The organism is Clostridioides sp. ES-S-0006-03, from assembly GCF_020662275.1.
Taxonomy (GTDB): Bacteria; Bacillota; Clostridia; order Peptostreptococcales; family Peptostreptococcaceae; genus Clostridioides.
This window is the reverse complement of record NZ_JADGMM010000002.1, coordinates 49,170-74,996: the sequence shown is the minus strand read 5'-3', so window position 1 is coordinate 74,996 and position 25,827 is coordinate 49,170. Positions and strand designations below refer to the sequence as shown.

Below are 25,827 nucleotides of genomic sequence, written 5' to 3'. Positions count from 1 at the left end.
AATTAATCTATACCAATTCTTACTCCACCTGACCTCATTCTGTCAGAAGGTGTTGCATCTGTATTCAAGCTGGACAATCTTTCAGATGGTTGTATAATAACAATTTGACCATGCTCAACAAACTCCATATGATAAGATTCCCCTGAAGTCTGACCAACAAAAGTTTTCCATGATAGTTTTGCTACTTTAGGATATGGTTCCCTTCCAGTCCATGCTACTAACGCATCTGGGTCGACACAACAAGGCCCTTCAAGTATTAGAGGGTTCCCATCTGTTATTATGGCAATATCTTGATTTTGACTTGTTTTATTTATTAAATGTGTAGTAAAAAGTCCTTTTTGAGATATTACTCCTGAACCAATTAATTTTACACTATAATCTAGTTGTTCTGAAAATGCTAATAAGTTTTCACTCTCAACACAAATCGAGTCACCTGGGTCAATTGATATTACATCTACATGATAAGCATTTTGTGCTAGGTAAATTTCACCTTCACCTTCAACAACCATTATTGGCATTTGTTCTCCTGTCAATGACCTTTGAACATGTCCTAGCAATGCTCTACCTAAACCACCACCATTATTTGGGCCTAATATTAATTTTTCAAAGTTAAAATTTCCTTTAAATGCTACCATAGCACCTTTTTTAGCAAAAAATTTACCACTTCCTCTTGCTATACACATAAGTTCATTTGTTACATCAAATTTAAACATAATAAACATTTATATTGCTGTATTTAGCAATAATCCCTCCTAATCATATATTTGTCTATAATTATACAGTAAAAATATAATATAGTCTAATTGACTTCAAATATGAAATTTATTATTTATATAAAAAATAAGAGCCTGATAAAAAGTTTAACTTACTTTATTATCAGACTCTTATTTTATCTATCTTTTAGTATCATGGCAACTCTTACTACTTGAGCATCCAGAACAACCACATCCACAACTACTGCCATTCTTTTTCTTGTTATTAACCATATGCATCACAGCCAATGCCATTAATACTACCACAATAGCTGCTATAATAAATGTAGCCATAATCATCACTCCTTATTTATATGAACTAATTTTTCATATAGCTCAAATTACCAATTTTATCTTTTTTTATTGTTCGATTTGAATAAGTTAAAACCCCAAATACTACAGCTATTGCTATAACTATAGATATTATTGCCCCAGCAATACTTCCACCAGTTCCTAAAAGTACACTTCCAACTTGATTGATAAGAAGAGCAACTATATAAGCTGTTAAAGTTTGGAACCCTAATGTAATCCATGTCCATTTCCATGAACCCATTTCTCTTTTTATAGCACCAATAGCTGCAAAACAAGGTGCACAAAGCATGTTAAATGCCATAAATGAAAATGCACTGACTACTGTAAACATACTTGCAACTGAACCAAGAAGTGTTGGGTCTTGTTCTGTTGCATCTGATATACCAAATAAAACGCCAAATGTTCCAACTACATTCTCTTTTGCTACTAGACCTGTAACTGTTGCTACTGATGATTGCCAGTTTCCAAATCCAAGAGGTGCAAATATTGGTGCAACTATATTTCCTAGACTAGCCAATATACTATCTCCTGCATCTACCATTTGTAGTGACCAGTTAAATGATTGTAAGAACCATATTACTCCACAAGCAACAAAGATAATTGTACCTGCTTTGATTATAAATGCTTTTCCTCTATCCCACATATGAATTAAAACTCCTTTTGCACTAGGAACATGATATTGAGGTAGTTCCATAACAAATGGAGATGGTTCTCCAACAAATAAAGAAGTTCTTTTTAATATAATTCCACAAACAATTATCATTACAATTCCTAAGAAATACATTGATGGTGCTACCCATGAAGCCCCTCCAAACAGTGCTCCTGCAAATAAAGCTATTATTGGAATCTTAGCTCCACATGGAATAAATGTAGTTAACATGATAGTCATTTTTCTATCTCTGTCATTTTCTATAGTACGAGTTGACATAACACCAGGAACTCCACAACCTGAACTTATAAGCATCGGTATAAATGACTTTCCTGAAAGACCAAACTTACGGAATATTCTATCCATTATAAAAGCCACACGTGACATGTATCCACAATCTTCAAGTATTGATAATAGCAAAAATAAAAGCATGATTTGTGGTACAAATCCTAATACAGCTCCAACTCCACCAATTAAGCCATCAACTACAAGACCTTGTAACCAATCAGCTACATTTACGGAAGCTAAGAAATTACTTACATTACCTTGAATAATTTCTCCAAACAATACATCATTTGTCCAATCAGTTGCTATAGCACCCAATGAACTTACTGCTATGTAGTAAACTCCCCACATTATAAGTGCAAAAATAGGTAGTGCTAATATACGGTTTGTTACAAACTTATCTATTTTATCTGAAACAGTTTCTTTACCATTTCTATTTTTCTTTATTATGCTTGAAATTATTGAACTAATAAATTCATAACGATTTGCTGTGATTATACTTTCACTATCATCATCCAATTCATCTTCACAATTTCTAGTTATCTCTTCTATGTCATTTAATATTACTTTAGAAATATCAAGCTTTTGTATAACATTTTCATCTCTTTCAAATAACTTTATAGCTAACCAACGTGTTTCCATATCTATATATGGAGTTTTTTCCTCTATTATCTTTTCGATTTTTTCTATTGCTCCTTTGCTTTCATCAACAAAAGGTAACTTAAAATCTAATTTATTGTTACCACTTGCAATTTCAATTGCTTTTTGAGCAGCTTCCATAATTCCTTGCCCTTTAACAGCTGTTACTTCTACTACAGGGCAACCTATAACCTCTGATAATTTTTTAATATTTATCTTATCTCCATTTTTCTTAACAACGTCCATCATGTTAAGAGCTATAACAGTAGGTATACCTAATTCCAAAACCTGAGTTGTTAAATATAAATTTCTCTCTATATTTGATGCATCTACAATGTTTATTACTGCATCTGGTTTATCATCAAGCATAAAATTACGTGTAACAACTTCCTCTAATGTATATGGTGATAGAGAATAAATACCTGGTAAATCTACTATTTCTACATCTTTATTTCCTTTTAATTTTCCACCTTTTTTTTCAACTGTTACTCCTGGCCAGTTACCAACATATTGTGATGAACCTGTAAGTCCATTAAACATTGTTGTCTTGCCACAATTAGGATTTCCTATGAGACCTATTTTTATTGACATTTCCATTCCCTCCATTAATATTTAGATATATAAATTATTTTTGATACAGAAAATCATTCTCACTATATAATTGCATTAACTCTACTATAATTAACTTTATTATTCCACAATAATTTTTTCTGCATCTGATTTACGAATTGATAGTTCATAATCTCTAACTGTTATTTCAATTGGGTCTCCAAGAGGAGCTACTTTTCTCACAAATACATCAACACCTCTTGTAATTCCCATGTCCATTATACGTCTTCGTGTAGCTCCTTCTCCTTCTAATTTTTTAACTTTTACAGTTTCCCCACACTTAATATCCTTTAGCTTGTTCATATTACTACCTCCCTATATTATTATTCTACTTGCCATTTTTTTATCTAATGCAATTCTAGTATCCTTTACATCTATTATTAAATTACCATCTATCTTAGAAATTATTTTAACATTTGTTCCTACTACAAATCCTATGCTATTTAAAAATGTTCTTGTCTTATCACTTCCTGAAATCTTCTTTATAACTACTTCTTCTCCTATATTTGATAATACTAATGGCATACGATATTCCTCCTTATACTAATTTAAATTTATATGTAGACTTTTCCTTCTATTTAAATTCTAGTATCTTATTTTTAAATTGTGGTTCATTAAAATGATTACCTATTTTTTTCCTTCTTTTTACAATTCTTAATTTTGATTTAAGTCTATCATAATAGTATAGTTTTTGCAAGTGATTATTGTATTCTTTTGATTTTTTCTCTCAATTAATTTTATTCCTCATACAAATCTTATTTATCTTAACATAATTTTTATAAAATAAAGATGCTTTTAGATAGTATCTTTGACTATCTAAAAGCATCTTTATTTTTCATCTATTTTATATTTATTTATATACTTAATTCTTACTTGGAAACATTTTCATTATTACTTTCATCTTTTTCTGTAAAAATGTCTTTATCTAATTTTAAAATATCAACAAACAAATGTATTTTGACATACTCTCTTCTTCTATGTATGAGAGTGTGACAAACAAAGTTTAAATTCTATTATAAATAATTATATTCTCTATTAACTTGAATATTTAGATAGAAACTCTATTTGTTGAAGATTAAATGTTTGTGTATGAATATTGGAATAATTTTTTGAGTATGTATCAACAAAACCATGATTTGCATCTGCGATTTCAATTTGAATATTTTGTTTTTTGGCAAGAAGTTGAGAGGCAACAAACTCAACATCAAATGAATCGTATTTTGCAAATACTAATAAAACAGGACATTTTGGAATTATATCCATATAATCTCTAATTCGAGAACCATAACAGCAAATTATTCCATCACATAAGGAATTTTCACTGCATCTCCATGCAATTGTTGCACCTACACTATATCCAATAACGAATACATGCTTATATTTTAATTTTAAATCATTTATAAGTTTTTCTACTTTTTCATAGATATTAAATCCTATATTACTTATAAAAAAATTATATGCATCTTGAGCTTTTAAATAAGAAAAAACTTTCCCGCTACCCAAAAGTTCAGGGCAAAATACATCATATCCATCTTGATAGTATTTTTCACAAATATCCTTTATAAAATTGTTAACTCCATAAATTTCATGTAGCACTACAATAGCTATATTACTTTTATGTGTATACTTAATCAGTTTATCCACCACCTTTATTAAATAGTCAATATTTTTATACTTAGTTTAATGTATTCCTATATGTATGTCAATTTACTGTTTTAGAATCTAATTTACTCAAAAAGGAGTATTTCACTCATAATCTTTAAAAACCATGAATGAAATACTCCTAAAAGTTTACTTAATTTATATTAAATTTATTTTCCAAAATATCTATTTAATAATCCTAAGAATGCTTTACCATGTCTAGCTTCATCTTTACACATTTCATGTACTGTATCATGTATAGCATCTAATCCTAATTCTTTAGCTTTTTTAGCTAATTTTAATTTTCCATCAGTTGCACCATATTCAGCGTCAACTCTAACTCTTAAGTTTTCTTTTGTATCTGCAACTACAACTTCTCCAAGAAGTTCTGCAAATTTAGCAGCATGTTCTGCTTCTTCAAAAGCTATTCTCTTATAAGCTTCTCCAACTTCTGGATATCCTTCTCTATCAGCTTGTCTACTCATTGCTAAATACATTCCTACTTCTGTACACTCACCAACAAAGTTAGCTCTTAATCCTTCGATTACTTCCTCATCTACACCTTGAGCTACTCCTATTCTGTGCTCATCAGCCCAATTCTTTTCGCCTTTCATTTCTTCAAACTTATCAGCTCCAACTTTACATACTGGACATTGTGCTGGTGCAGCATCCCCTTCATGTATATATCCACATACTGTACAAACAAATTTTTTCATAATTAATTTCCTCCTAATATTTTATATATCAAATTTAATTTTTTATTTTCTAAGTTATTCTATATATACCCGTGTCATATACCTTCAAACAATTTTTTTTAAAATTTTTTATTAATTTTTAATTTCGATTTGTCAGCAGTATATTTCTGTAGTAATGACCTTTGAGTTTCATTAGCTCTTTATGATTTCCAGATTCTACAATTCGTCCATTTTCTAAAACTATTATATTGTTACAATTTGATATAGTACTTAGTCTATGAGCTATAATTATACTAGTCTTTCCATAAGTCACATTATTTATTGCATCTTGAATCTTAGCTTCAGTTGCTATATCTATATTACTCGTAGCTTCATCCAAAATAAGTATTGGTGCATTTTTTAATACCGCCCTAGCAATACTAATTAATTGTTTTTGCCCCTCACTTAAATCCTCACCCCTATCTGATAAAACAGTCTCATATCCTCCATGCATTTTAATTATAAACTTGTGTAAATTTGCTATTTTACTAGCAGATATAACCTGTTCATCAGTTGCTGTTAGGTTTCCATACCTTATATTTTCCATAACAGTGTCATTAAATATATAACTTTCTTGTGGAACTACTCCAAAATAATTTCTTAAACAATTCCTATCAACTGAATATATATCATTCCCATCTAAAAATATCTTCCCTTTTTCTACTTGATAGAAATTTGTAATCAGATTTATAATTGTCGTTTTTCCACTGCCAGTTTCTCCTATTATGGCATTTGATGTTCCAGCCTTGATTTTTAAGTTTATATCACTTAGAATATTCTTTTTTGAGTCATATGAAAAACTTACATCTTTAAATTCAATATCTCCATTTATAAAAGATTTTTTTAAATTATTATTTTTATTGTTGTAAATGTCACTTTTAGTGTTACTATTTATTTGTTCTTCTTCTTGCTCATCCATAACTTCAAAGACTCTTTCACATCCTGCTACAGCTGAAAGCAATGTATTAAATAAGTTAGCTAATTCATTTAAAGGTCTTGTAAATTGTCTTACATAACTTAAAAAACTTGCTATAACGCCTATAGTTATAACATCTTTAGACGCAAGTACTCCACCTATAATACATATAATTGCAAATCCTATATTACTAATTACGTTCATAATAGGCATTAAAAGAGATGTATAAATCTGTGATTTAAGTGAAATACTCAAAAGCCTATCATTGATTGCTTTGAAATCACCTACAGATTTTTTCTCATAATTAAAAGCTTTTACTACATTTATATTTGATATCATTTCTTCAATATGAGAATTTAGTTTTCCTAATTCTACTTGTTGTTGCTTAAAAAAAACTCTAGTCCTCTTTGCAATGAAATTGCTTAGAAACATTACTATTGGTATTAACACGATACTGCAAAAAGTTAAAATAGGGCTTAATATAAACATCATAATGAAAGTTAGCAATATGTTCAAAATTCCTGTAATTAATTGTACTAATGAAGTTGAAATACCTGTACTAATATTATCAACATCATTTGTTACTCTACTCATAATATCTCCAGTAGGACTCTTATCAAAGAAAGTTATTGGTAAATTCCTGAATTTTAGAAATAAATTACTTCTCATATCTCTAACTATGCTTTGAGATAATCTAGCTGTAAATATCCCCTTGAACAACTTAACTAAAAATTCAATTATATAAAATAAAAGTAAAATAAGTATTCCTTTTAAGAAAATAGACTTTGAATATATATCAATATTTATTATGTCAACTACTTTTCCAAGAGTATATGGTATTATAGTTGATATAATTGAATCAATTATTACTAGTAAAAAAATTAATCTAGTAATTTTTTTATCTTTTTTAAAGTACATAAAAACTCTTTTAAATGTTTTTTTAAAATCTTTAGGCTTTGCTTTTTTCTTTAGTCTACTCACCTTTTGATTTCCAGTACTCAAATTCAATACACTTCCTCCTTAATTTACATCTTCATTTACTAGATTTTGCAACTCAAAAATCTTTTTATAAGTTGGAGAACTAACCAGTAAATCTTCATGTGCAGCAAATCCAACCACCTCTCCCTCATCTAAAACTAAAATCTTATCACAGTCAATTATAGAACTAATTTTTTGTGAAATAGTTATAATAGTACATTTCTTGTTTTCATTTTCTCTTAAATTATTTATATAATCTTTTATATTTTTCCTTATAACTGTTTCTGTATTGATGTCCATCGCACTAAAACAATCGTCAAGAATTAATATTTGTGGTTTTTTTGCTATAGCTCTAGCTATTGTAACTCTTTGTCTTTGTCCTCCTGATAGGTTTTTACCCCTTTGAAACAAAACTTCATCATAAGAATTTTCAAGTTTTGTTATAAATTGATTTGCATTTGCTATTTCGCATGCTTTTACAACATCTTCTTTACTTATATCTTTACTTCCCATAATTATATTTTCTGATATACTCTTTCCAAACACACTGCTATTTTGAAAGACTACACCTATTTTTTCTCTTAAACTATCTTTAGATATACTGTATATGCTATGCTCTCCAATCTTAATATCTCCTTTATCAACTATATATAGTTTTTGGATTAAATTGACTAAAGAAGTCTTTCCTGAACCAGTTTGACCAATCACGCCAATATTTTGCCCTTCTTTTATTTTAAAAGATATGTCTTTTAATATCTTCTCATCTATATTTTTATTATACGAAAAATCTACATTTTCAAAAATTATATCACCATTTATAAATTCTAACTCTCTTTCTTTAGCATCTAAATCAGTATTTTTGATAATTACTTCTTCATTCTCATCAATTAGGACTTCACTTATTCTTTCATAAGAAGCTTTTGCTCTCACAAAAACATTAAAAACGTGTGAAATCATTATAAGTGATGTTAATATTCTAGTCATGTAGTTTACATAGGCAACTATAATTCCAATTTTAATTTCTCCAGAATAAATTAAATATCTCCCAATTAGCAATATTATTATTATAGCAATGTTAATAATTATTGTAATTGTTGGTCTAAAAAATGACATCATTGTTGTGGCTTTTCTACTATTTTGAAAAAGTTCATTATTTAATTCTTCAAAACGTTTATTCTCATAATCATACCTACAGAATAATTTAACTACCTTTATTCCACCTAAAAACTGTCTCAATTTTGAGTTTATCTTATCTGTACTTTCTTGTACTTTTTTAAACAACTTATATCCAATCTTCATGTTAAGCAATATTATAATAAATATAATTGAAACTGCAATTAAAATAATTATTGACATTTTTAAATTTAATTTTATCGCTATAATTAAACTTCCTATACACATAATTGGTGATTTTATAAAAACTCTCATCATTCCATGAACAAATAATTGTATCTGATTAATATCATTAGTAATTCTTGTTATTAGTGAGGCTCTACCAAATTTATCTACTTGCTTCAATGAATATGTATTTATCTTTTCAAATACATCCTGTCTTAAATCATAAGAAAAACACTGAGAAACTCTTGCTGAGATTATACTTCTTATTATTGAAAATACTGCTCCTAAAAAAGTTATACCTATCATTAATGCTCCCGTTGATAATATGTAATCTAAGTCCTTATTTGAAACCCCTATATCAATTATTTTAGCCATTATAGTTGGTTGTGCCAAATCACAAAAAGCTTCCAATGTTAAGAAAAATATTGCTGTTAAAAACAACACTATATATTTTTTTATATATTTTTTAAAATACCTCATTCAACCATCCCTTCATAGCATTTTCTAACTATTAAAAGTATATCACAATCAATAATTTAATTGATTATATCAATTATAAATATTTGATTTATTCTTAATTTTTATACTATATATTTTATAAATTATTTGTTTTTATTTCCCATATTTATATATATTTATAGCATACTATTATATATAATATATATGTATTAAAATTAAGACAAAACTTTAACTTTACTATTTGTGTAAAAAGTAATATAATTTAAAATTGATTATAAATCTAACTTTTTTATCTATTAAAATATTCAGGAGGTGAGAGATTTGAAAAAAACAAATGGTTTAAAAGAAATTTTAAACTGGAATAATATGAAAAATTTAAGACCTTCAAAGGGTTTAAAAAATATATTAGAAATTTTTAAAAATGACCTAAAAGATATACGTGGAAATTATGCAGTACTTATAATAGTTGTAGGACTTGCTTTTTTACCATCTTTATATGCTTGGTTTAACATAAAAGCATCTTGGGACCCATATGGGAGTACTGCTAATATGCTTGTAGCAGTAACAAATGAAGATAAAGGTAATGAGATAGCAGGACAGAAAATTAATATCGGAGACCAGTTAATTGAACAGCTTAAAGATAATAAAAGTTTAGGTTGGCAGTTTGTAGATGAGAAAACGGCTCTTGAAGGTGTTAAAAAAGGTACTTATTATGCATCACTTAAGATTCCAAAGAATTTCACAAAAGATTTAACTTCCCTAATTACAGATGATGTCAAAAAGGGTGAACTTATCTATACAGTAAATGAAAAGATAAATGCAGTTGCACCAAAGATTACTGACAAGGGAGCTTCTGCAATACAGTTACAAGTTAATCAAACAATAATAAAGACAGTGAGTGAAATAGTTCTTGGTGTATCAAATGGAGTTGGTGCAGGAATTGAACATGGTCTTCCAAAACTAACAAAAGTTGAAAACTCTCTTATGGACCTTCAAAAAAGATTTGACCATATAAATAAAACGGTCGATTTAGCTGCTGATGCTACTTCAAAATTATCAGGTACAGTTAGAGATATTAAGGCTGATTTACCTACAATTAAAAAGACTTTAAATGATACAAAATTATTATCAAGTGATGTAAAAAAATTCTTAGAGGATACAAATAACAATGTAGATGAACTTTCTCCTCTTATAAAGTCTGATTTAAATTTAATGGTTGACCTTTCATCTTCTGCTTCTTCTCTTACATTAAATTTAATTGATGCTGTAAACAGTGGAAGTGAAGATGTACCAAAATTGATAGACAATTTATCAGAAAAGCTTTCTAACTTACAATCTTTAAATGATACTTTAGAAGATTTTTTAACTAAATTGAATCAGCTTACATCCAACAATAGACTGGATGATGTAATAAATAGCCTTGAAGATTCCAGTAATAAAATAGATTCTTCTATATCAACATTAAATGATATTAAAGATAAGGTTATATCTGGGCAACAGCCATCTATAAGTGCCTTAAATAATGTTTTAAGTTTATCAAATGGTATAGGAAGAATTAATTTAAATATTTTGAATAATTTTGACTCAAAAATATCAAAACCTATAAATAGTATATTTGAAAAAAGCATAAATGTAGCAAATGATATAATTACTGTTTTAGATAAAGCAGAAGCAAAACTTCCAAAGGTTGAAGAAATTCTTACTACTTCTTTAAGTCTTTCAGGAAATGCACAAGAAAGTATATCATTAATAAGAGAAAAACTGCCTTTGGCAAAAGGAATGTTGGATGACTTAGTTGATACTTTAAGTAAAATTAGCAATGGCGAGGATATGAAAAAATTAGTTAACTTACTTGAAAGTGATATATTGACAAAATCAAACTTTTTAAAGGAACCTGTTGAAGTAAAGACAGAAAAATTATATCCAATTGCCAACTATGGTTCTGCAATGACACCATTTTATAGTGTTCTTTCTACATGGGTAGGTATATTACTGCTTTCAGCATTATTATCTACATCTGTACATGGAAACTATAAACCTTATGAGATTTATTTTGGAAGAGGACTTACTTTTTTAAGTATAGCCCTCGTTCAAGGATTTATAATTGGAACTGGAGATATATTATTATTAGGAGTAACAGCAGAACATCCAATTTTACTAATAATTCTACTCATGTTTACTAGTATGGTGTTTAATTTTATAGTTTACTCTTTAGTGTCTGTGTTTGGAAATATAGGAAAGGCAATTGCAATAGTACTACTAGTTGTACAGATTGGTTCTTCTGGTGGTACATTCCCTATACAAGTTACACCTACATTCTTCCAAAGAATAAACCCTATAATGCCATTTACTTACGCAATAGGTGCCACAAGGGAGGCTGTTGGTGGTATATATCCTCCAAATTTAATTAAGGATGTATTAGTATTACTATTATTTATGATTTTGTTCATCTGCTTAAATGTACTTTTAAAAGGGCCTATAAATAGAGTTATAAAACCATTTAACAAAAAATTTGGTGATAGTAATTTAACTGGACATTAAACACTTGATTATATCTTTAAAAATCCTATAAAAATAATCTATAGTTTAAGTTTATATTAAAGGTAGTAGCTTCTCAGTTACTACCTTTTTCTAGTTAATAGACTATCCCTCACAATTACTTATAAATGACTGATATTCATTCATTGACTTTCAAAATCCCATATGCTATTATGTACTTGAAATCAGAAGGAGGATGCTATATGCCACGTATTACTAAAGAACCTAATGAGCGTAGACAAGAAATTTTAGATACTGCAATGAAGTTATTTTATGAAAATGGATATGAAAAAACTTCTATTACTGATATTGCAAAATATATGAATGTTGCACAAGGTTTATGTTATCGTTATTTTCCATCAAAAGAAATCTTATTTGATAGTGCTATAGATCAGTATGCACAAACTTTAGTAGATAAAATGCTATCTATACTAAACGATAAAAATAAAACATTAAAACAAATAATTGAAGAAGTACCAACATTTATTGATATAGAAACTGATGATAATCTTTATTACAAAATATGTCATGGAGAACAAAACAAAAAAATTCATGACCAGTTATCTTTAAAAGTCTGTGAAAAGCTTTTGCCAATTGTAAAAAAACAAATTGAACTAGCTCATTCGCGAGGAGAAATTGATGTTCCTGATTCCGATACAACAGCATACTTTTGTGTATACGGTCAACAAGGTATATTACTACGTAATGACATTTCTAATGATGAAAAGATAGAAAGAATTCGTTCTTTTCTAACTTATCTTATGAATATTTAAATATATACCAGCTCAATAATCAGAGATACATATATTTTACAAATACAATTTAGCATTATACTCTATCTCTTACTTCTATATCTAAAGATACACAGATTGACACTTTTTATACCACTCTGCATATCTTTAGATAAACTTGTAGTTACATTAATCCTTTGTAATTCTCTTCCTCTAAAAAATAACTATAACTTTTACATATATTCTAGCTTTATTTTCTTTAAATAAAAATATGCCTTTATAATTTATAAAAGCATATCATAAAAATTTAATATTAAATTACTTCACCTAACATAACCTAAGTATTTAATTCATATAATCAGTTATTCCAGATTTTAAGTTATACAAATGCTTAAAACCTTCCTCGACTAATAAATTACATGCTGTAACACTTCTGTGACCACTTCTACAATAAATTATTACCTTTTTATCCTTATATTCATAAATTTCATCTATATTATTAATTAACTCTTGTAAAGATATATTTATCGCATTTTCTATTTTACTTTCATTAAATTCATCTTTAGTTCTTACATCTAACAATAAAACATCTTTTTCATTTTTCATCATTTCCTTAAGTTGATTTTTATTTATAGTTTTGTACATAATTTAAGATTCCTCCATTTTATTTATATATTACTTATACCCTTTATTTTTTATCAGATAACAAAATATTGTATTTTTATTTTTCTCATATATATAAAATGTATACTTATTATAAATACACTTTTCTTGAACAATAATCTGTTGATTAAAATAATTAAGAATGTTATGCTAATTATAATTATTAAAAGGGAAAAGAGGTAATTTAATATGTTTAAGCAAAGATTATGTAAGTTATTATCTAGCACATTAGTACTTAGTATGTTATTTACTGCTACTCCAAGTATTACTTTTGCTGATAATGACACAAACAATATCTCCGATAAGTATCAAAGCTCTGATATAGAGTTAAATGATTATAGTAAAGGTTCGGAGTCTTACACAAAAACTAGAGCTCTTGCTAAAGAGAAAATTCAAACTTTACTATCTAAATATGGTGCTGTAAGCGCTCAATATGCTCTAATTGATAATGGTAAAATTGAGATTTCTGGAAATGGTGGAGTATACAGCAAACAAGATAATAAAAATTTAACTAAGGATAATATGTATAATATTGCCTCTATCAGTAAAGTATTTACTACTACAGCTGTTATGAAGTTGGTTGAACAGGGAAAAGTAAATTTAGATACTCCTGTTGTAAAATATATACCTGAATTTAAGATGGCTGATGATAGATATAAAGAAATCACTCCAAGAATGTTATTAAATCACTCATCAGGGCTAATGGGAGGAAGTTTAAAAAATGCCCTTTTATTGGGAGACAATGATTCTTATAGTCATGATAATTTCTTAGAAGAATTAAAGAAACAAAGATTAAAAGCTAAGCCAGGAGCTTTTTCCGTTTATTGTAATGATGGATTTACTTTAGCTGAAATTTTAGTAGAGAAAGTATCTGGTATGTCATTTACTAATTTTCTTGATAAGTACATAAATAATCCACTTAACTTACAAAACACAAAAACTCCAGAAAATAGCTTTGATAGTTCAAAACTTGCAAAAGCCTATGTACCTTATTGGGAAGATGCAGTTCCACAAGATAACTTTAATACTATAGGTATGGGTGGCTTATATTCAAGTGCAGAAAATCTATGTACATTTGCACAAACATTTATGAAAAAATCAAATGGAATTCTTTCTCCTGCTTCAGTAAAAGCTATGGAAAATAAAGAATATTTAAATGGTCTATGGCCTGAGGGAGAAGACTCTATCCTTGGATATGGTTTAGGATGGGATTGTGTCAACACTTATCCATTTAATCAATATAATCTAAAAGCACTTACAAAAGGTGGAGATTCTTTATTATTCCATAGTAATCTTACAGTGCTTCCAGATGAAAATATGGCAGTTGCAGTTGTTTCTTCTGGTGGAAGTAGTCAACTTAACGAAGTAATCGGACAAGAAATTTTACTATCTGCACTAAAAGAAAAAGGTAAAATTAAAGAAATAAAACCTGATAAAACATTTAGTAAGCCACAACAAGTCAAAATGCCAAGTTACTTAAAAGAAAATAGTGGACTTTATGCTTCTTCAAATATGCTAAAAATCGATGTTAATGATAATGGTACTCTAACAGTATCTTCTCCATACATAGAAAATGGACCTGAAGATAAATATGTATACATAGGTCAAGATAGATTTGTATCTGAAAAAGGTAATAGTTGCCTAAAATTTGTAAAAGAAAAAAATAATATCACATATTTAAATATGAGCTCTTATGATGATGTTCCTGGATTAGGTCAGACAGCAAGTTTATACTACGTAGCTCAAAAGGTAGATGACAATGATATATCAGATAGTGTCAAAGAAGCATGGGAAAAAAGAGGTGAAAAAGGCTACTATATAGTGGATGAAAAATATAGTTCTCAACACTATATGCTTGGTTCTGTTAAAGCAATTCTTGGTGTTTCTGATAAAACTCCAGGTTTTTTAGCTAATACTAAAATAATAGATGAGAATAATTCAAATGCTTTTATAGAAATACCTGGTGTAATGGGTCGTGATTTGAGTGATATCAAACTGTATAAAGAAAATGGTACAGAATACCTAAAATTTGCAACACAAACATATGTAAGTGAAGATTCTCTAACTAATTTATCATCAGAAAAATCTTTTACATATCAAATAGATTCAAAGGGGTATGCAAAATGGTACAAAATTGGCGATGATATAGCAAATAAAAAAATAGAAGTTAATCTTCCTCAAAATTCATCTTTTGCAGTTTATGATGATAAAGGAACTCCTGTAAATTACTCTTTAGTGACAAAGAATAATAGAGTTAGATTGCCAAAAGGAGGCGTAATAGCTTTCTTAGGAAGTCCAAATGCCAAATTTGAAGTTACATACCAAGATGAAGTAAATGCAAATGAATTAACAGGAACTGATAGATATGAAACTTCTATTAAGATAAGCCAAGCAGGTTGGGAAAATGCTGAAAATGCTGTTTTAATAAATGATTCTGCAATTGCAGATGCTTTGGCTGCAACACCATTTGCATATAAAAAAGATGCTCCTATATTGTTAACTGGAAGTTCTCAAATAAATGAAAAAACTTTAGCTGAATTAAAGAGATTAAAAGTTAAAAATGTATATGTAATCGGTGGTGAAGCTTCTGTAAACGAAAAATCTTTAGATACTATAAAGTCAGATAATATCTCTGTATCTAGAATTTCAGGAAATGATAGATATGAGACTTCTTTAAATCTTGCTAAAGAATTAAAAGGAATTAGTAATGTATCAAAAATATCAGTAGTTAATGGTGAAAAAGGATTAGCAGATGCAGTAAGTATTGGTGCAGCATCAGCTCAAAATGATATGCCTATAATACTTACTAATGAAAATAGTAATATAACTGAAATAAATGATTTATTCAAAGATAAAAAAATAGATAAATCTTATATAATAGGTGGAGAATACACAGTTTCTAAAAATATAGAAAGTAAACTTAAAAATCCACAAAGAATATCAGGTAGTACTAGAAATGAAACAAATGCAAAAGTAATAAAAGAGTTTTACAAAGATTCTAATATAAATAACCTATATGTAGCTAAAAATGGAATCAATAAACAAGATGATTTAATAGATGGTTTATCTGTTGGGGTTTTAGCTGGAAAAACTAAATCTCCTGTAATACTAGTAGGAAATTTACTAGACTATAGTCAAAAAGAACTATTTAAAACTATGAGATTTAAATCAGTAACACAAATTGGTGGAAATGGAAATGAAAATTCATTTAAACAAATTAAAGAAATAGCTTAATATTTTAAAACGGGCTATATTCAAATAATTTTATTTGAATATAGCCCGTTTTTATTACAATTATAAAATTAATCTTTATTTATCATTCATACTTAGTAATTTATCTAAGTATACTGACTTTAGCTGCTTACTAGCCAAAGCTTTTTTAGCTGGTTCAAGTTTTAATATAGCTGATAGTATAGCTCCCATAGCTCTATGACTAGCTAAGGCATTATTATCAAAAATTAGATTTTGTAACTGCCCTTTTTCAATTGCCATGAGAACTGCTCTATGTACTGAATTTGCAGGAGTTATTATTTTTTCATCTCTCTTTAATAGCATAATACTATTTTTGTGACAATTTCTAACACAAACTCCACAACCTAGACATCTATCCTCATCAATTTTTATATATTCTTTATCATTTTCTTTTACTTTACTTATTGCATCTATTGGACATGCAGATATACATTTACCACACTTTACACAACTTTCATGGTTTATATTTGGTATAAAGCTAGTTGTTTGTACTGGGTGAAGATTTCCAAATCTTTTTGCTGCTACTAGCGCCTCACAACAGCAACCACAACAATTACATATAAATGTAACTCCTTTTCGAACATTTTCTCCACATTGAACTAAATTATGTTCATATGCTTGATGAAGTAATTCCTTACATTCTACTTTATCTACACGTCTTGCAAATTTATTGTTTATTAAAGAATTAGCTACATTGTCAAATGTCATACATATATCTATAGGAGCATCACAGGCTTTTCCAACGTGTTGCATTCTATGTCTACAATAACACATGCTTATACCTATATGAGTCGATTCATCAATTATATGAGTAGCTCTTTCATAATCTAAAATACTTACTTCATTATCATTAGTCAATACTTCTTCTTGAACGTAAACTCTTCCAAGTTTTGTTTCTGTTGAATAAAATAAATCTTTAATAAAATCTTCTTCTACATTCATATACTGATAGTAAAGTTCTGATAAAAGTTTTTGGTCTATATCGTGTCTTGTTCTCATCATGGCAAACTCAAAAAAACCAGCCATTGGAGGAGGCATTATATATTTTTTACCTTTTTTATCTTCTATATCTAGTATTAGTGCCCTGCTAGCTAGCTTATCTAGCACCCTATATGCTTCACTTTCACTTATACTCCAAATTTTAGCTGCTGTTTTTACTCTAAAAGGCTTTATTGGAAGTTGTGCCACTAATTTTGCCTCTTGTTCTGTAAAAAGTACATTTAGTATTTTATATAATGTATCGGAGGGTGGAGCACCCTGTGGAAATTTATTTATTCTTTCCTCTAAGCTTTTATACATGTTTTTAGCAGTTATATGAGAAATAGTAATCACCTTCTTTTTCTTTTGTTTTGCAATATAATCAAATATCTTTCTTTATTATCTAAACTCCTACTTTATATAATACCAATTCTTTCTAAATAGTTAAATACCTCTAGCAATTTATTTATTAGATTTCTTATATAAATAAAAACCGTTTAATCAGCATAATTATAGTTTATACCAATTAAACGATTTTAATAATATTTTACATATCTATAAATTATTTTTATAGTATTTTATATACTTTCCTTTCTTATATTATCTATTATATTCTCCTTATTTAATTTATTCATAGGTATATATGCTGCTATAAAGGTTATTATAAAAACACTAACTATGCATATGCCAATTGCTGTCCATGGTATAACTGTAGAAAACTCAATTACACCTGAAACTAATTTATTCATAATTAATATCAACCCAATACCAATTGGTACGCCAAACAATAAAGATAAAATACCATAGATAAAACTTTCTAAGTATATCATTTTTCTAAAACCTACAGGAGTAACACCTATTGATTGTATTATTGCTAGTTCTCTTTTTCTTAGATTTATACTTGTACTTATTGTATTTAGTATATTTGTAACACTTACTAGAGATATCACTACTATAAACCCATATACAAAAACTTTAATAGCTTTTAAATTTTGCTTTTCACTTTTGTCACTTGTATTTTCATCATGAAAATTGACATTATTTTTCTTAGCCAAAGACTCTATACTCTTCCTAGTCTGAGCACTTCCCCCTGAGTCAATAAAGACAATACCTTTCTCTAACTTTAAATCCATATTTTCAGCAACCTCATCATAAGTTAAAAATTGCAATCCCATATTTTGATAACCCATTCCTAGACGTTTTTCATCTGTTATACCAAGAATTTTTATGTTTACTTTTTTCTTTGAATCATTTTCGCCAGTATATTCACAAGTTACAGTATCTCCAACTTTGTAATTAGTTAACTCTATTACGCCTTTCTTACCCTTTGATTCAAAGTAACTTTTTCTAACAAATATCACTCCATTTTCTTTAATCGCTCTTTCTTTATCAAAAGAGCCTTTTATTAAGTTTTTTGTTTTATTTTGTATTGCAGTTTCTCCAGGAAAAATTAGTTCGTTGTTGTTAAACTCATATACATAACTATCTCCAACCTTACGTTGTTGATAATAATCCTTAATTAGATTTTCTTTAGATTTATTTATTTTATCCTTATCTACTCCTATAGAAATATACTCTCCTACAGCTACTTCAAAGTTTTTTATTCCAGATATATTTTTTAGTTTATTTATAGTATCATCCATAGACTTAGATATTTGTCTTGAACTTAAATATAAATCGTAGTTTCTTTGAGAATTTCTGATTTCTTCACCTTTTAAGAAATTCGCCATAAATCCGCTAAAAGATATAAATATTACTATACTTACTATTAAAGAAAAAAGTGTCACAATAAATTTCTTTCTATTTCTTCTTACACTTTTATATGCAAGTACACCTTCTGTTCCAAAAACTAATTTAATAAGTTTCGAATTTTTAACCTTACCTACTTTGTAATCTCCACTACTCCTTATTACACTAAGAGGAGAAATATTAGAGGCTGTTATTGCAGGTAGGAGAATTGATATAAAAATTGTAAGTAAAACAATTATTATACTGATAATTATTATTAATGGATTATATACTATTTGTAAACCCATCTGTGATACAACTGATTCTGTAAGATATTTATTTATAGCTTTAAATACTAAATCTATAGCTACTGTTCCAGACAATAGTCCTATTGGTATTCCAATACAGCTAATTATAATACCTTCAATAAAAACTAATCTTTTAATTTGATTAGTAGTAGCTCCTATAGAATTTAATATTCCAAACTGCTTTTTTCGTTCAGTTATAGAAATACTAAAAGAATTATATACTGTAGCAATTGTACATATAATTACTAAAATAGTTACCATAGTAATTATAGCTTTTATAGAACTATTTATATTTGCATACTTACTAGCTCCTTGTAATCTCAATAAATGTTCATTGTATTTTATCATTTCAGAGTTTGATGCTTTATCTTTATTTGTATATATATTATTACTTATTTTTCTTGTTATTTCATATATATCTTTAGGATTTTTTGCTGTTATTGATATATTCACTGTCTCTTTATTATTATCTATAGGATTAAAGTAAGTTAAACCAGTAGCAACTTGGTCAGTGAGTTCAAATCCTGGCCTTTTGATTATACCTACAATTTTAAATGTCTTTTCTTTTTCATTGGCAATATAATCACCTTCATGAAATACACTCATATCATCAATTTTTTTGTTATTACTATCAAACATATCACCTACTTTTAAGGTTATCTTATCTCCTATTTTTAGCTTTTTCTCCATAAGATTAACTATGTTTTCACTTAAAATAATTTCTCCATCTTTATCTGGAAATCTACCTTCTTTTATAGAAACTCTATATCCTTCCATAGCATTTTTATCATATTGCTTAACGCTTAATATACCATTTACAGTATCTTCTATTCTAGAGTATCCAAGTTGATTAGTAAGTGCATAACTTTTTATTTCAGCCGATTTTGTTGCATAGTCTATATTTTTTTTGTTTACATTGTAGAATTTAGCATGAAAACTCCCATCATTTTTTATGGTTTCTCTTATTTGATAATCCATAAAACTTTCAAATATGTTACCTATACCACAAATTAGAGCAGTGGAAAGTATTATTCCAATTATAGTTACAATAGTTCGTCTTTTATTTTGTTTTAAATATCTAACAGTTAGAGATGTATATAGATTCATTTATATCACCTCATCACTTTTTATAATTCCATCTTCTATGCCTATAATTCTATCCGCCTGAAGTGCTATATTTTTGTCATGAGTTATCATTATTAATGTTTGATTATATTTTTTCACTGATAATTTTAATAACTCTAGTATTTCTTTTGAGTTTTTGCTATCTAGATTACCTGTTGGTTCATCTGCTAATACTATAGATGGTCTATTAATTAAGGCACGTCCTATAGATGTTCTTTGTTGTTGACCTCCTGATAATTGATTAGGAAGATGATTTTCTCTATTGCTTAGACCCAATGTTTTCATCAAATCATTCAAGTATTCTTTATCAATCTTTCTATTATCAAGCTCTGCTGGAAGTAATATATTTTCTTTGACATTTAAAACTGGAATCAGATTATAGAATTGATATATAAGACCTATATTTCTTCTTCTAAAGATTGCCAAATCCTTAGTTTTTAGATTATATATATCTACATCATTTATATAAACCTTACCACTAGTAGGTCTATCAACACCTCCTAATAAATGTAATAATGTACTCTTTCCACTTCCGCTTGGACCTGTTATTGCTATAAACTCACCTTTTTCTATAGACAAGCTTACATTTTTTATTGCATCGACTTTTGTTTCATTTTTACCATAACTTTTAGTCAGATTTTCTACTCTTAAAATTTCCATAACTACCTCCAATATTTATATTCTATACTTCATATATTAGACTCAAGCTATTACTATAAAGTGAATTAAATATTACAGATTAGTCACTATTATCATCATATATCTTATGAAATGCTATATGAAATTCAGTTCCTTTACCTTTTTCACTATTTACATAAATATCTCCATTTTGGCTTTCTATTATGGATTTTGCCATTGCAAGCCCTATACCTACACTATCCTCTTTTGAACTACTTTTCCCTCTATAGAAACGTTTAAAAATATGTGGTATATCTTTTTTATCTATACCTTCACCATCATCTTTTATTATTAACTCTGAAAATAATGGATTTTCTTTGTAAATTATACTTATATTTCCAAACTCAGGAGTATGTTCTATACAATTTTTTATTATATTTACTAAAGCCTCAACTGACCAATCAATATCACCAACATAAGATACATTACCATTGCCTTCTATACTTAACTTTTGGTTTTTAATCTCCATAGGTATTTTCATTGGTTGGATTGCTCTATGTATAAGTTCACTAAACTTTATTTTTTCTCTCTTAAACTTTATAACTTTAGCTTCTACTTTTGATAATTTAAGCATACTTTTAATCAACCAATCCATACGATTTAGTTGATTTTTTATCTTGTCTAAAAAATCTATTTTCACTTCATATGGTACATCATTATATAATAAATCACTTAGTATGATTAAGGAAGTCATGGGAGTTTTTAACTGATGTGATATATCTGAAATTGTATTATTTAAAAATATTTTTTCTGAATTTAAAAGTTCAACTTTTTCATTAAGAATTGTTGTCATCTTCAATAGCTCTGTTTTTAAAAGACCTATCTGCCCTTCTTGATTTCTATTTTTCATATCAAATTCTTTTCCTTCTGAACTATAGTAAACATACTTAGTCATATCTGATAAATCATTATATATAGTTCTAAAATATTTAAGTATCAACATAAATATCATCATAAAAATTATACAAACTAAGATTATATTTATTTTTATAGTGTTTGAAAGTAATTTGGAAGTAAGAGGCTCAGAATTTATTCTAATAGTTTTGTCATAGTTATACTTACTTAATATTTTCTCACCAAATTCTACATTTTGCATGGACTTTCCTTGTGTTATTATATCTACGATATCACTTTCTAGTTTTGGATACTTGTTAACTAAGGTTCCTATTATAGCTTGATTATTTTTTACAATCGTATTTTTAGTTGTATTTATATTGATTATACCAAATCCAATTGATATAAGAATTACCATCAACATTAAAATAATATATTTACTAAAAAAGTTCTTTACTTCAGGATTATATAGAAACATTATTTTCACTTCCTATCCATTTATAACCTAGTCCTCTTACAGTTTCTATGTAAATTGGTTTACATAAGTCATCTCCTATTTTTTCTCTAAGTCTTTTTATATAAACAGTTAAAGTATTATCACTAACAAAATCATAAGTTACATCCCAAAGCTTTTCTAGTATTTGACTTCTACTCAAAACTGTATTTTTATTCTGTATAAGAATTAAAAGAAGCTTATATTCAACAGATGTCAGAAATATTTCCTTGTCATTTTTATATACTCTAGCTTCTAATGTATATATATTTAAATCTCTATATTTAAATATCTTCTTATTTTCTTCTGTAGCGTCACCTTTTCTTCTTAAAACAGCTTTTATTCTCGATATTAATTCTCTAATTCTAAAAGGTTTTGTTATATAGTCATCTCCACCTATATCAAGACCCAGTACAATGTTTACTTCTTCATCACAAGCAGTTAAAAATATTATGGGAATCTGAGAAAACTTTCTTACATACTCACAAAATTCATATCCTGTTCCATCTGGTAACATTACATCCAGTAGTACCATACTATATTCATTAGAAGATATCATTTCTTTTCCACTTGATAAATCCTTTGATATATCTACACTAAATCCCTCTTGCTCCAATGCATACTTTATTCCAAAAGAGATAGTACTGTCATCCTCAACTATCAATAACTTTAACATAACTATTTCCCTTCTTAACATTTTAATTTTAAACTATTTACATATACAACTTTTATTATACACAATTGTTTTAGATACTAAAATATATTTAGAATTACAAAATAGTCACAAACAATTACTAAAAAACATAAAAATAAAAATGCAAGTTGACACTTAACTATTTTGAAAATAGTATAGATTTTTCTCAAGTTAAGCTACAACTCACATTTTAGATATTTAATTTTATATAAACTGGTATTCTCATCTGTTTAACTATTTAAAGCTTACTTTATTCTTCCTCATATTTTTTATATTCTTCTTCTTTATAAATATTATTTTTTTTGTCATCTTCATGTAAATCAATGTCTTTTTTATCATTTTTAACACTATTTACATAATGCATCATTTCTTCTTGAGAAACATGTGGACAATTTTCACAATTTATTCTTCTTGAATTAAATTCTCTTACTTTTTTTTTTAATTCTTCATATTCATAATCTTGTTTTTTATCACTACAATCACATTCATAACCAAACTCATCATATTTATAGTCATTGTATTGATTATTTCCATAATACTCTGTATCAATCATTTGAGACATTTGAGATTTAGATTTAATGTTTTTTATCATCCTATAAGTTGCATATGCACCCACTCCTGTAATCACGGCTCCTGCAAACATCATTGGCTTACTCATTCCATCATCTTTTTTATTCATTTGTCTTTTAATTAAATATGTTAACATATTTTTTCTCCTTTCTGATTTCTATTTATAGATAGTATCTGTATTATTTTGATAAAAATTATGTTATTTTTAAATTACAATTTTTACAAATAATATAAATCATCTTGTAGAATATAAATTTATATTTTGTACTTGATAATGTTTTTTGTGTTATACTATATATATAACAAGTATTTTTATTTATAACGATATTATGGAGGTTTTTTATGATTTTAAATTTAGATTTTAATAGTGATAAGTCTATTTATGTACAAATTAAAGAAGAGATAACTAAAGCTATAGCTTCAGGAGAATTAAAAATAAATGAATCACTTCCATCTGTAAGAAGTATGGCTGAAAATATTGGTGTAAATCTACATACTGTAAATAAGTCTTATAATGAACTAAAAGAAGAAGGATTTTTAAATATTGATAGGCGAAAAGGTGCAATTGTAGCTCAACTTCCAATGGAAACAGAAAATTCAACTCGCCAAAAAAATAGAATTGATTTAGAACTTTTAGTAGCAAAATCTTATTTATCAGGTATCAATAAAGAAGAGTTCTTGACGTTAAGTAAAAATCTATTTGATAAGTATGAGGTGAAATACTATGAATAAGATTGAATGTTTATTTACAATATTTTCAACCTTAATTTTGATGTATGCTACTTTTTATTTTATGCCACATCTTATTGGCAAAAATCACATTTATGGTGTTTCTATAAACCAAGAACATAGAAACTATCCTGATTTTATAATACTTGATAAAAAATTTAAAAAACTTTTATCTATAGGATTCATTGTGATTTTTATTTTAGTTTTAGCTCTAGTTTTTATGTTTGATAAAATAGAATTTTCTTATTCTATTAGTATTATAGGGTTTTTACTATATGAAAGTATATTATATATCTATATTCATAAAGAAGTTAAAATGACTAAATCCAAGTTTTTCACTGAATTAAGTCAGATAAGTGCAGACTCAAAATTGGTAATAGATATGGATTTTATAAATGAAAAAAATAAAATAATAAAAAAATTTAAGATATTGTATTTAATACCAGTATTACTTACTTTTGGAATAAGTATTTTTACATTGCTTAACTATAATCAATTACCAGATTTAATTACTACGCACTCTACTATAACAGGAAAACCTGATGGATTTATGAAAAAATCCTATCTTGGTGTGTTTAAATTAATAGGTCTTGAGTTTTGTATAATGATTTTATTATATATAACTTCTATTGGAGCTATAAAAGCGAGAATTAAAGTAGATACAAATAAAATTGAAGAAAGTAAAACTAAAAACATTAAATATCTAAATAAAATTGGTTATTTGTTTTTTATATTGATGATTATGATGATAGTACAATTCTTTATCGTTTTTTTATCATTAAAAACAAATCCAAATTTATTAACTGTTATAAATATAATAATGCTTTTAGTTATAATTTATTTAATGGTAACATATATTAATTCTCCAAATTTAAAATCCAATTCTTCTTATACTCCAGATAATGATGAAAAGTACTGGATAGGAGGTATTATATATAATAATCCAAACGACCCATCATTTATGGTTGATAAAAGATTTGGCATAGGATGGACTATAAATTTGGGAAATCCGATTGGAAAGATATTATATATTCTTATAGCTATATTTTTAATTTTTTCACTTTTTAGTGTTATAAAATCTCTTTTACTTTAAATACCATAAAAGGTATCTTACTTGTATTATTGGGTATTATATTTTGTAAGATAAGAAATATTTCATATTATCATTGAAATATAGTATTTATATATTACTAG

21 protein-coding genes are annotated in these 25,827 nt (G+C 27.2%); 5 read left to right on the top strand and 16 right to left on the bottom strand.

Features of this window, described 5'->3' with window-relative positions; all coding sequences use genetic code 11:
• Positions 1-2: 2 nt before the first annotated feature.
• From IR151_RS02465 to IR151_RS02425, 9 genes are all read right to left on the bottom strand, one after another.
• Positions 3-713 carry an AIM24 family protein gene (locus tag IR151_RS02465; RefSeq protein ID WP_227432847.1) on the bottom strand — a complete coding sequence of 237 codons (711 nt, stop codon included), beginning with the start codon at positions 711-713 and terminating at the stop codon, positions 3-5.
• A gap of 180 nt (positions 714-893) precedes the next feature.
• Complete coding sequence (locus IR151_RS02460) at positions 894-1,046, bottom strand: FeoB-associated Cys-rich membrane protein (RefSeq protein ID WP_227432846.1); 153 nt, start codon at positions 1,044-1,046, stop codon at positions 894-896.
• A gap of 25 nt (positions 1,047-1,071) precedes the next feature.
• Positions 1,072-3,228, bottom strand: coding sequence for a ferrous iron transport protein B (feoB, locus tag IR151_RS02455; RefSeq protein ID WP_227432845.1), 2,157 nt, complete (start codon positions 3,226-3,228; stop codon positions 1,072-1,074).
• Positions 3,229-3,327: 99 nt separating this feature from the next.
• Positions 3,328-3,549 (bottom strand): FeoA family protein, encoded by a 222-nt coding sequence (locus IR151_RS02450; RefSeq protein ID WP_227432844.1) that lies wholly within the window; start codon positions 3,547-3,549, stop codon positions 3,328-3,330.
• 12 nt (positions 3,550-3,561) lie between these two features.
• Complete coding sequence (locus tag IR151_RS02445) at positions 3,562-3,771, bottom strand: FeoA family protein (protein ID WP_227432843.1); 210 nt, start codon at positions 3,769-3,771, stop codon at positions 3,562-3,564.
• A gap of 510 nt (positions 3,772-4,281) precedes the next feature.
• A complete protein-coding gene (locus IR151_RS02440) occupies positions 4,282-4,893 on the bottom strand; it encodes a dienelactone hydrolase family protein (protein WP_227432842.1) in 612 nt (203 codons plus the stop codon).
• A gap of 164 nt (positions 4,894-5,057) precedes the next feature.
• Positions 5,058-5,603 (bottom strand): NADH peroxidase, encoded by a 546-nt coding sequence (locus IR151_RS02435; RefSeq protein WP_107594844.1) that lies wholly within the window; start codon positions 5,601-5,603, stop codon positions 5,058-5,060.
• Positions 5,604-5,721: 118 nt separating this feature from the next.
• Positions 5,722-7,545: an ABC transporter ATP-binding protein gene (locus IR151_RS02430; protein WP_227432841.1), complete on the bottom strand. Its 1,824-nt coding sequence runs from the start codon at positions 7,543-7,545 to the stop codon at positions 5,722-5,724.
• Positions 7,546-7,557: 12 nt separating this feature from the next.
• Positions 7,558-9,333 (bottom strand): ABC transporter ATP-binding protein, encoded by a 1,776-nt coding sequence (locus tag IR151_RS02425; protein WP_227432840.1) that lies wholly within the window; start codon positions 9,331-9,333, stop codon positions 7,558-7,560.
• Positions 9,334-9,624: 291 nt separating this feature from the next.
• Here IR151_RS02425 and IR151_RS02420 point away from each other — a divergent pair, with 291 nt between their 5' ends.
• Positions 9,625-11,853 (top strand): YhgE/Pip domain-containing protein, encoded by a 2,229-nt coding sequence (locus tag IR151_RS02420; RefSeq protein WP_227432838.1) that lies wholly within the window; start codon positions 9,625-9,627, stop codon positions 11,851-11,853.
• A gap of 200 nt (positions 11,854-12,053) precedes the next feature.
• Positions 12,054-12,623 (top strand): TetR/AcrR family transcriptional regulator, encoded by a 570-nt coding sequence (locus tag IR151_RS02415; RefSeq protein WP_227432836.1) that lies wholly within the window; start codon positions 12,054-12,056, stop codon positions 12,621-12,623.
• Positions 12,624-12,926: 303 nt separating this feature from the next.
• Here the strand turns inward: IR151_RS02415 and IR151_RS02410 are convergent, their stop codons facing one another.
• Positions 12,927-13,226 (bottom strand): rhodanese-like domain-containing protein, encoded by a 300-nt coding sequence (locus IR151_RS02410; RefSeq protein WP_227432835.1) that lies wholly within the window; start codon positions 13,224-13,226, stop codon positions 12,927-12,929.
• 207 nt (positions 13,227-13,433) lie between these two features.
• Here IR151_RS02410 and IR151_RS02405 point away from each other — a divergent pair, with 207 nt between their 5' ends.
• Positions 13,434-16,478 (top strand): serine hydrolase, encoded by a 3,045-nt coding sequence (locus tag IR151_RS02405; RefSeq protein ID WP_227432834.1) that lies wholly within the window; start codon positions 13,434-13,436, stop codon positions 16,476-16,478.
• 75 nt (positions 16,479-16,553) lie between these two features.
• On the opposite strand, the gene IR151_RS02400 is transcribed toward IR151_RS02405, so the two are convergent.
• The 6 genes from IR151_RS02400 to IR151_RS02375 all read right to left on the bottom strand — a co-directional run bounded on the left by IR151_RS02400 (position 16,554) and on the right by IR151_RS02375 (position 24,040).
• Positions 16,554-17,828, bottom strand: a complete 1,275-nt coding sequence (locus IR151_RS02400) for a 4Fe-4S dicluster-binding protein (RefSeq protein ID WP_227432833.1) — start codon at positions 17,826-17,828, stop codon at positions 16,554-16,556.
• A gap of 224 nt (positions 17,829-18,052) precedes the next feature.
• Positions 18,053-20,617 carry an ABC transporter permease gene (locus IR151_RS02395; protein ID WP_227432832.1) on the bottom strand — a complete coding sequence of 855 codons (2,565 nt, stop codon included), beginning with the start codon at positions 20,615-20,617 and terminating at the stop codon, positions 18,053-18,055.
• Positions 20,618-21,295: an ABC transporter ATP-binding protein gene (locus IR151_RS02390; RefSeq protein WP_227432830.1), complete on the bottom strand. Its 678-nt coding sequence runs from the start codon at positions 21,293-21,295 to the stop codon at positions 20,618-20,620. It abuts the gene before it with no gap.
• A 79-nt stretch (positions 21,296-21,374) separates the two neighbouring features.
• Positions 21,375-22,625, bottom strand: a complete 1,251-nt coding sequence (locus tag IR151_RS02385; RefSeq protein WP_227432829.1) for a sensor histidine kinase — start codon at positions 22,623-22,625, stop codon at positions 21,375-21,377.
• The gene (locus IR151_RS02380; protein ID WP_227432828.1) at positions 22,612-23,316 is read right to left on the bottom strand and encodes a response regulator transcription factor; all 705 of its coding nucleotides are present in this window, start codon (positions 23,314-23,316) and stop codon (positions 22,612-22,614) included. The genes IR151_RS02385 and IR151_RS02380 overlap by 14 nt, the downstream gene beginning before the upstream one ends.
• Positions 23,317-23,584: 268 nt before the next feature.
• The gene (locus tag IR151_RS02375; protein ID WP_227432827.1) at positions 23,585-24,040 is read right to left on the bottom strand and encodes a hypothetical protein; all 456 of its coding nucleotides are present in this window, start codon (positions 24,038-24,040) and stop codon (positions 23,585-23,587) included.
• 206 nt (positions 24,041-24,246) lie between these two features.
• On the opposite strand from IR151_RS02375, the gene IR151_RS02370 reads away from it, so the two are divergent.
• Both IR151_RS02370 and IR151_RS02365 read left to right on the top strand, forming a co-directional pair.
• Positions 24,247-24,636, top strand: a complete 390-nt coding sequence (locus IR151_RS02370; protein ID WP_227432825.1) for a GntR family transcriptional regulator — start codon at positions 24,247-24,249, stop codon at positions 24,634-24,636.
• Positions 24,629-25,726, top strand: a complete 1,098-nt coding sequence (locus tag IR151_RS02365; protein WP_227432824.1) for a DUF5808 domain-containing protein — start codon at positions 24,629-24,631, stop codon at positions 25,724-25,726. The genes IR151_RS02370 and IR151_RS02365 overlap by 8 nt, the downstream gene beginning before the upstream one ends.
• The last annotated feature ends 101 nt before the right edge of the window (positions 25,727-25,827 follow it).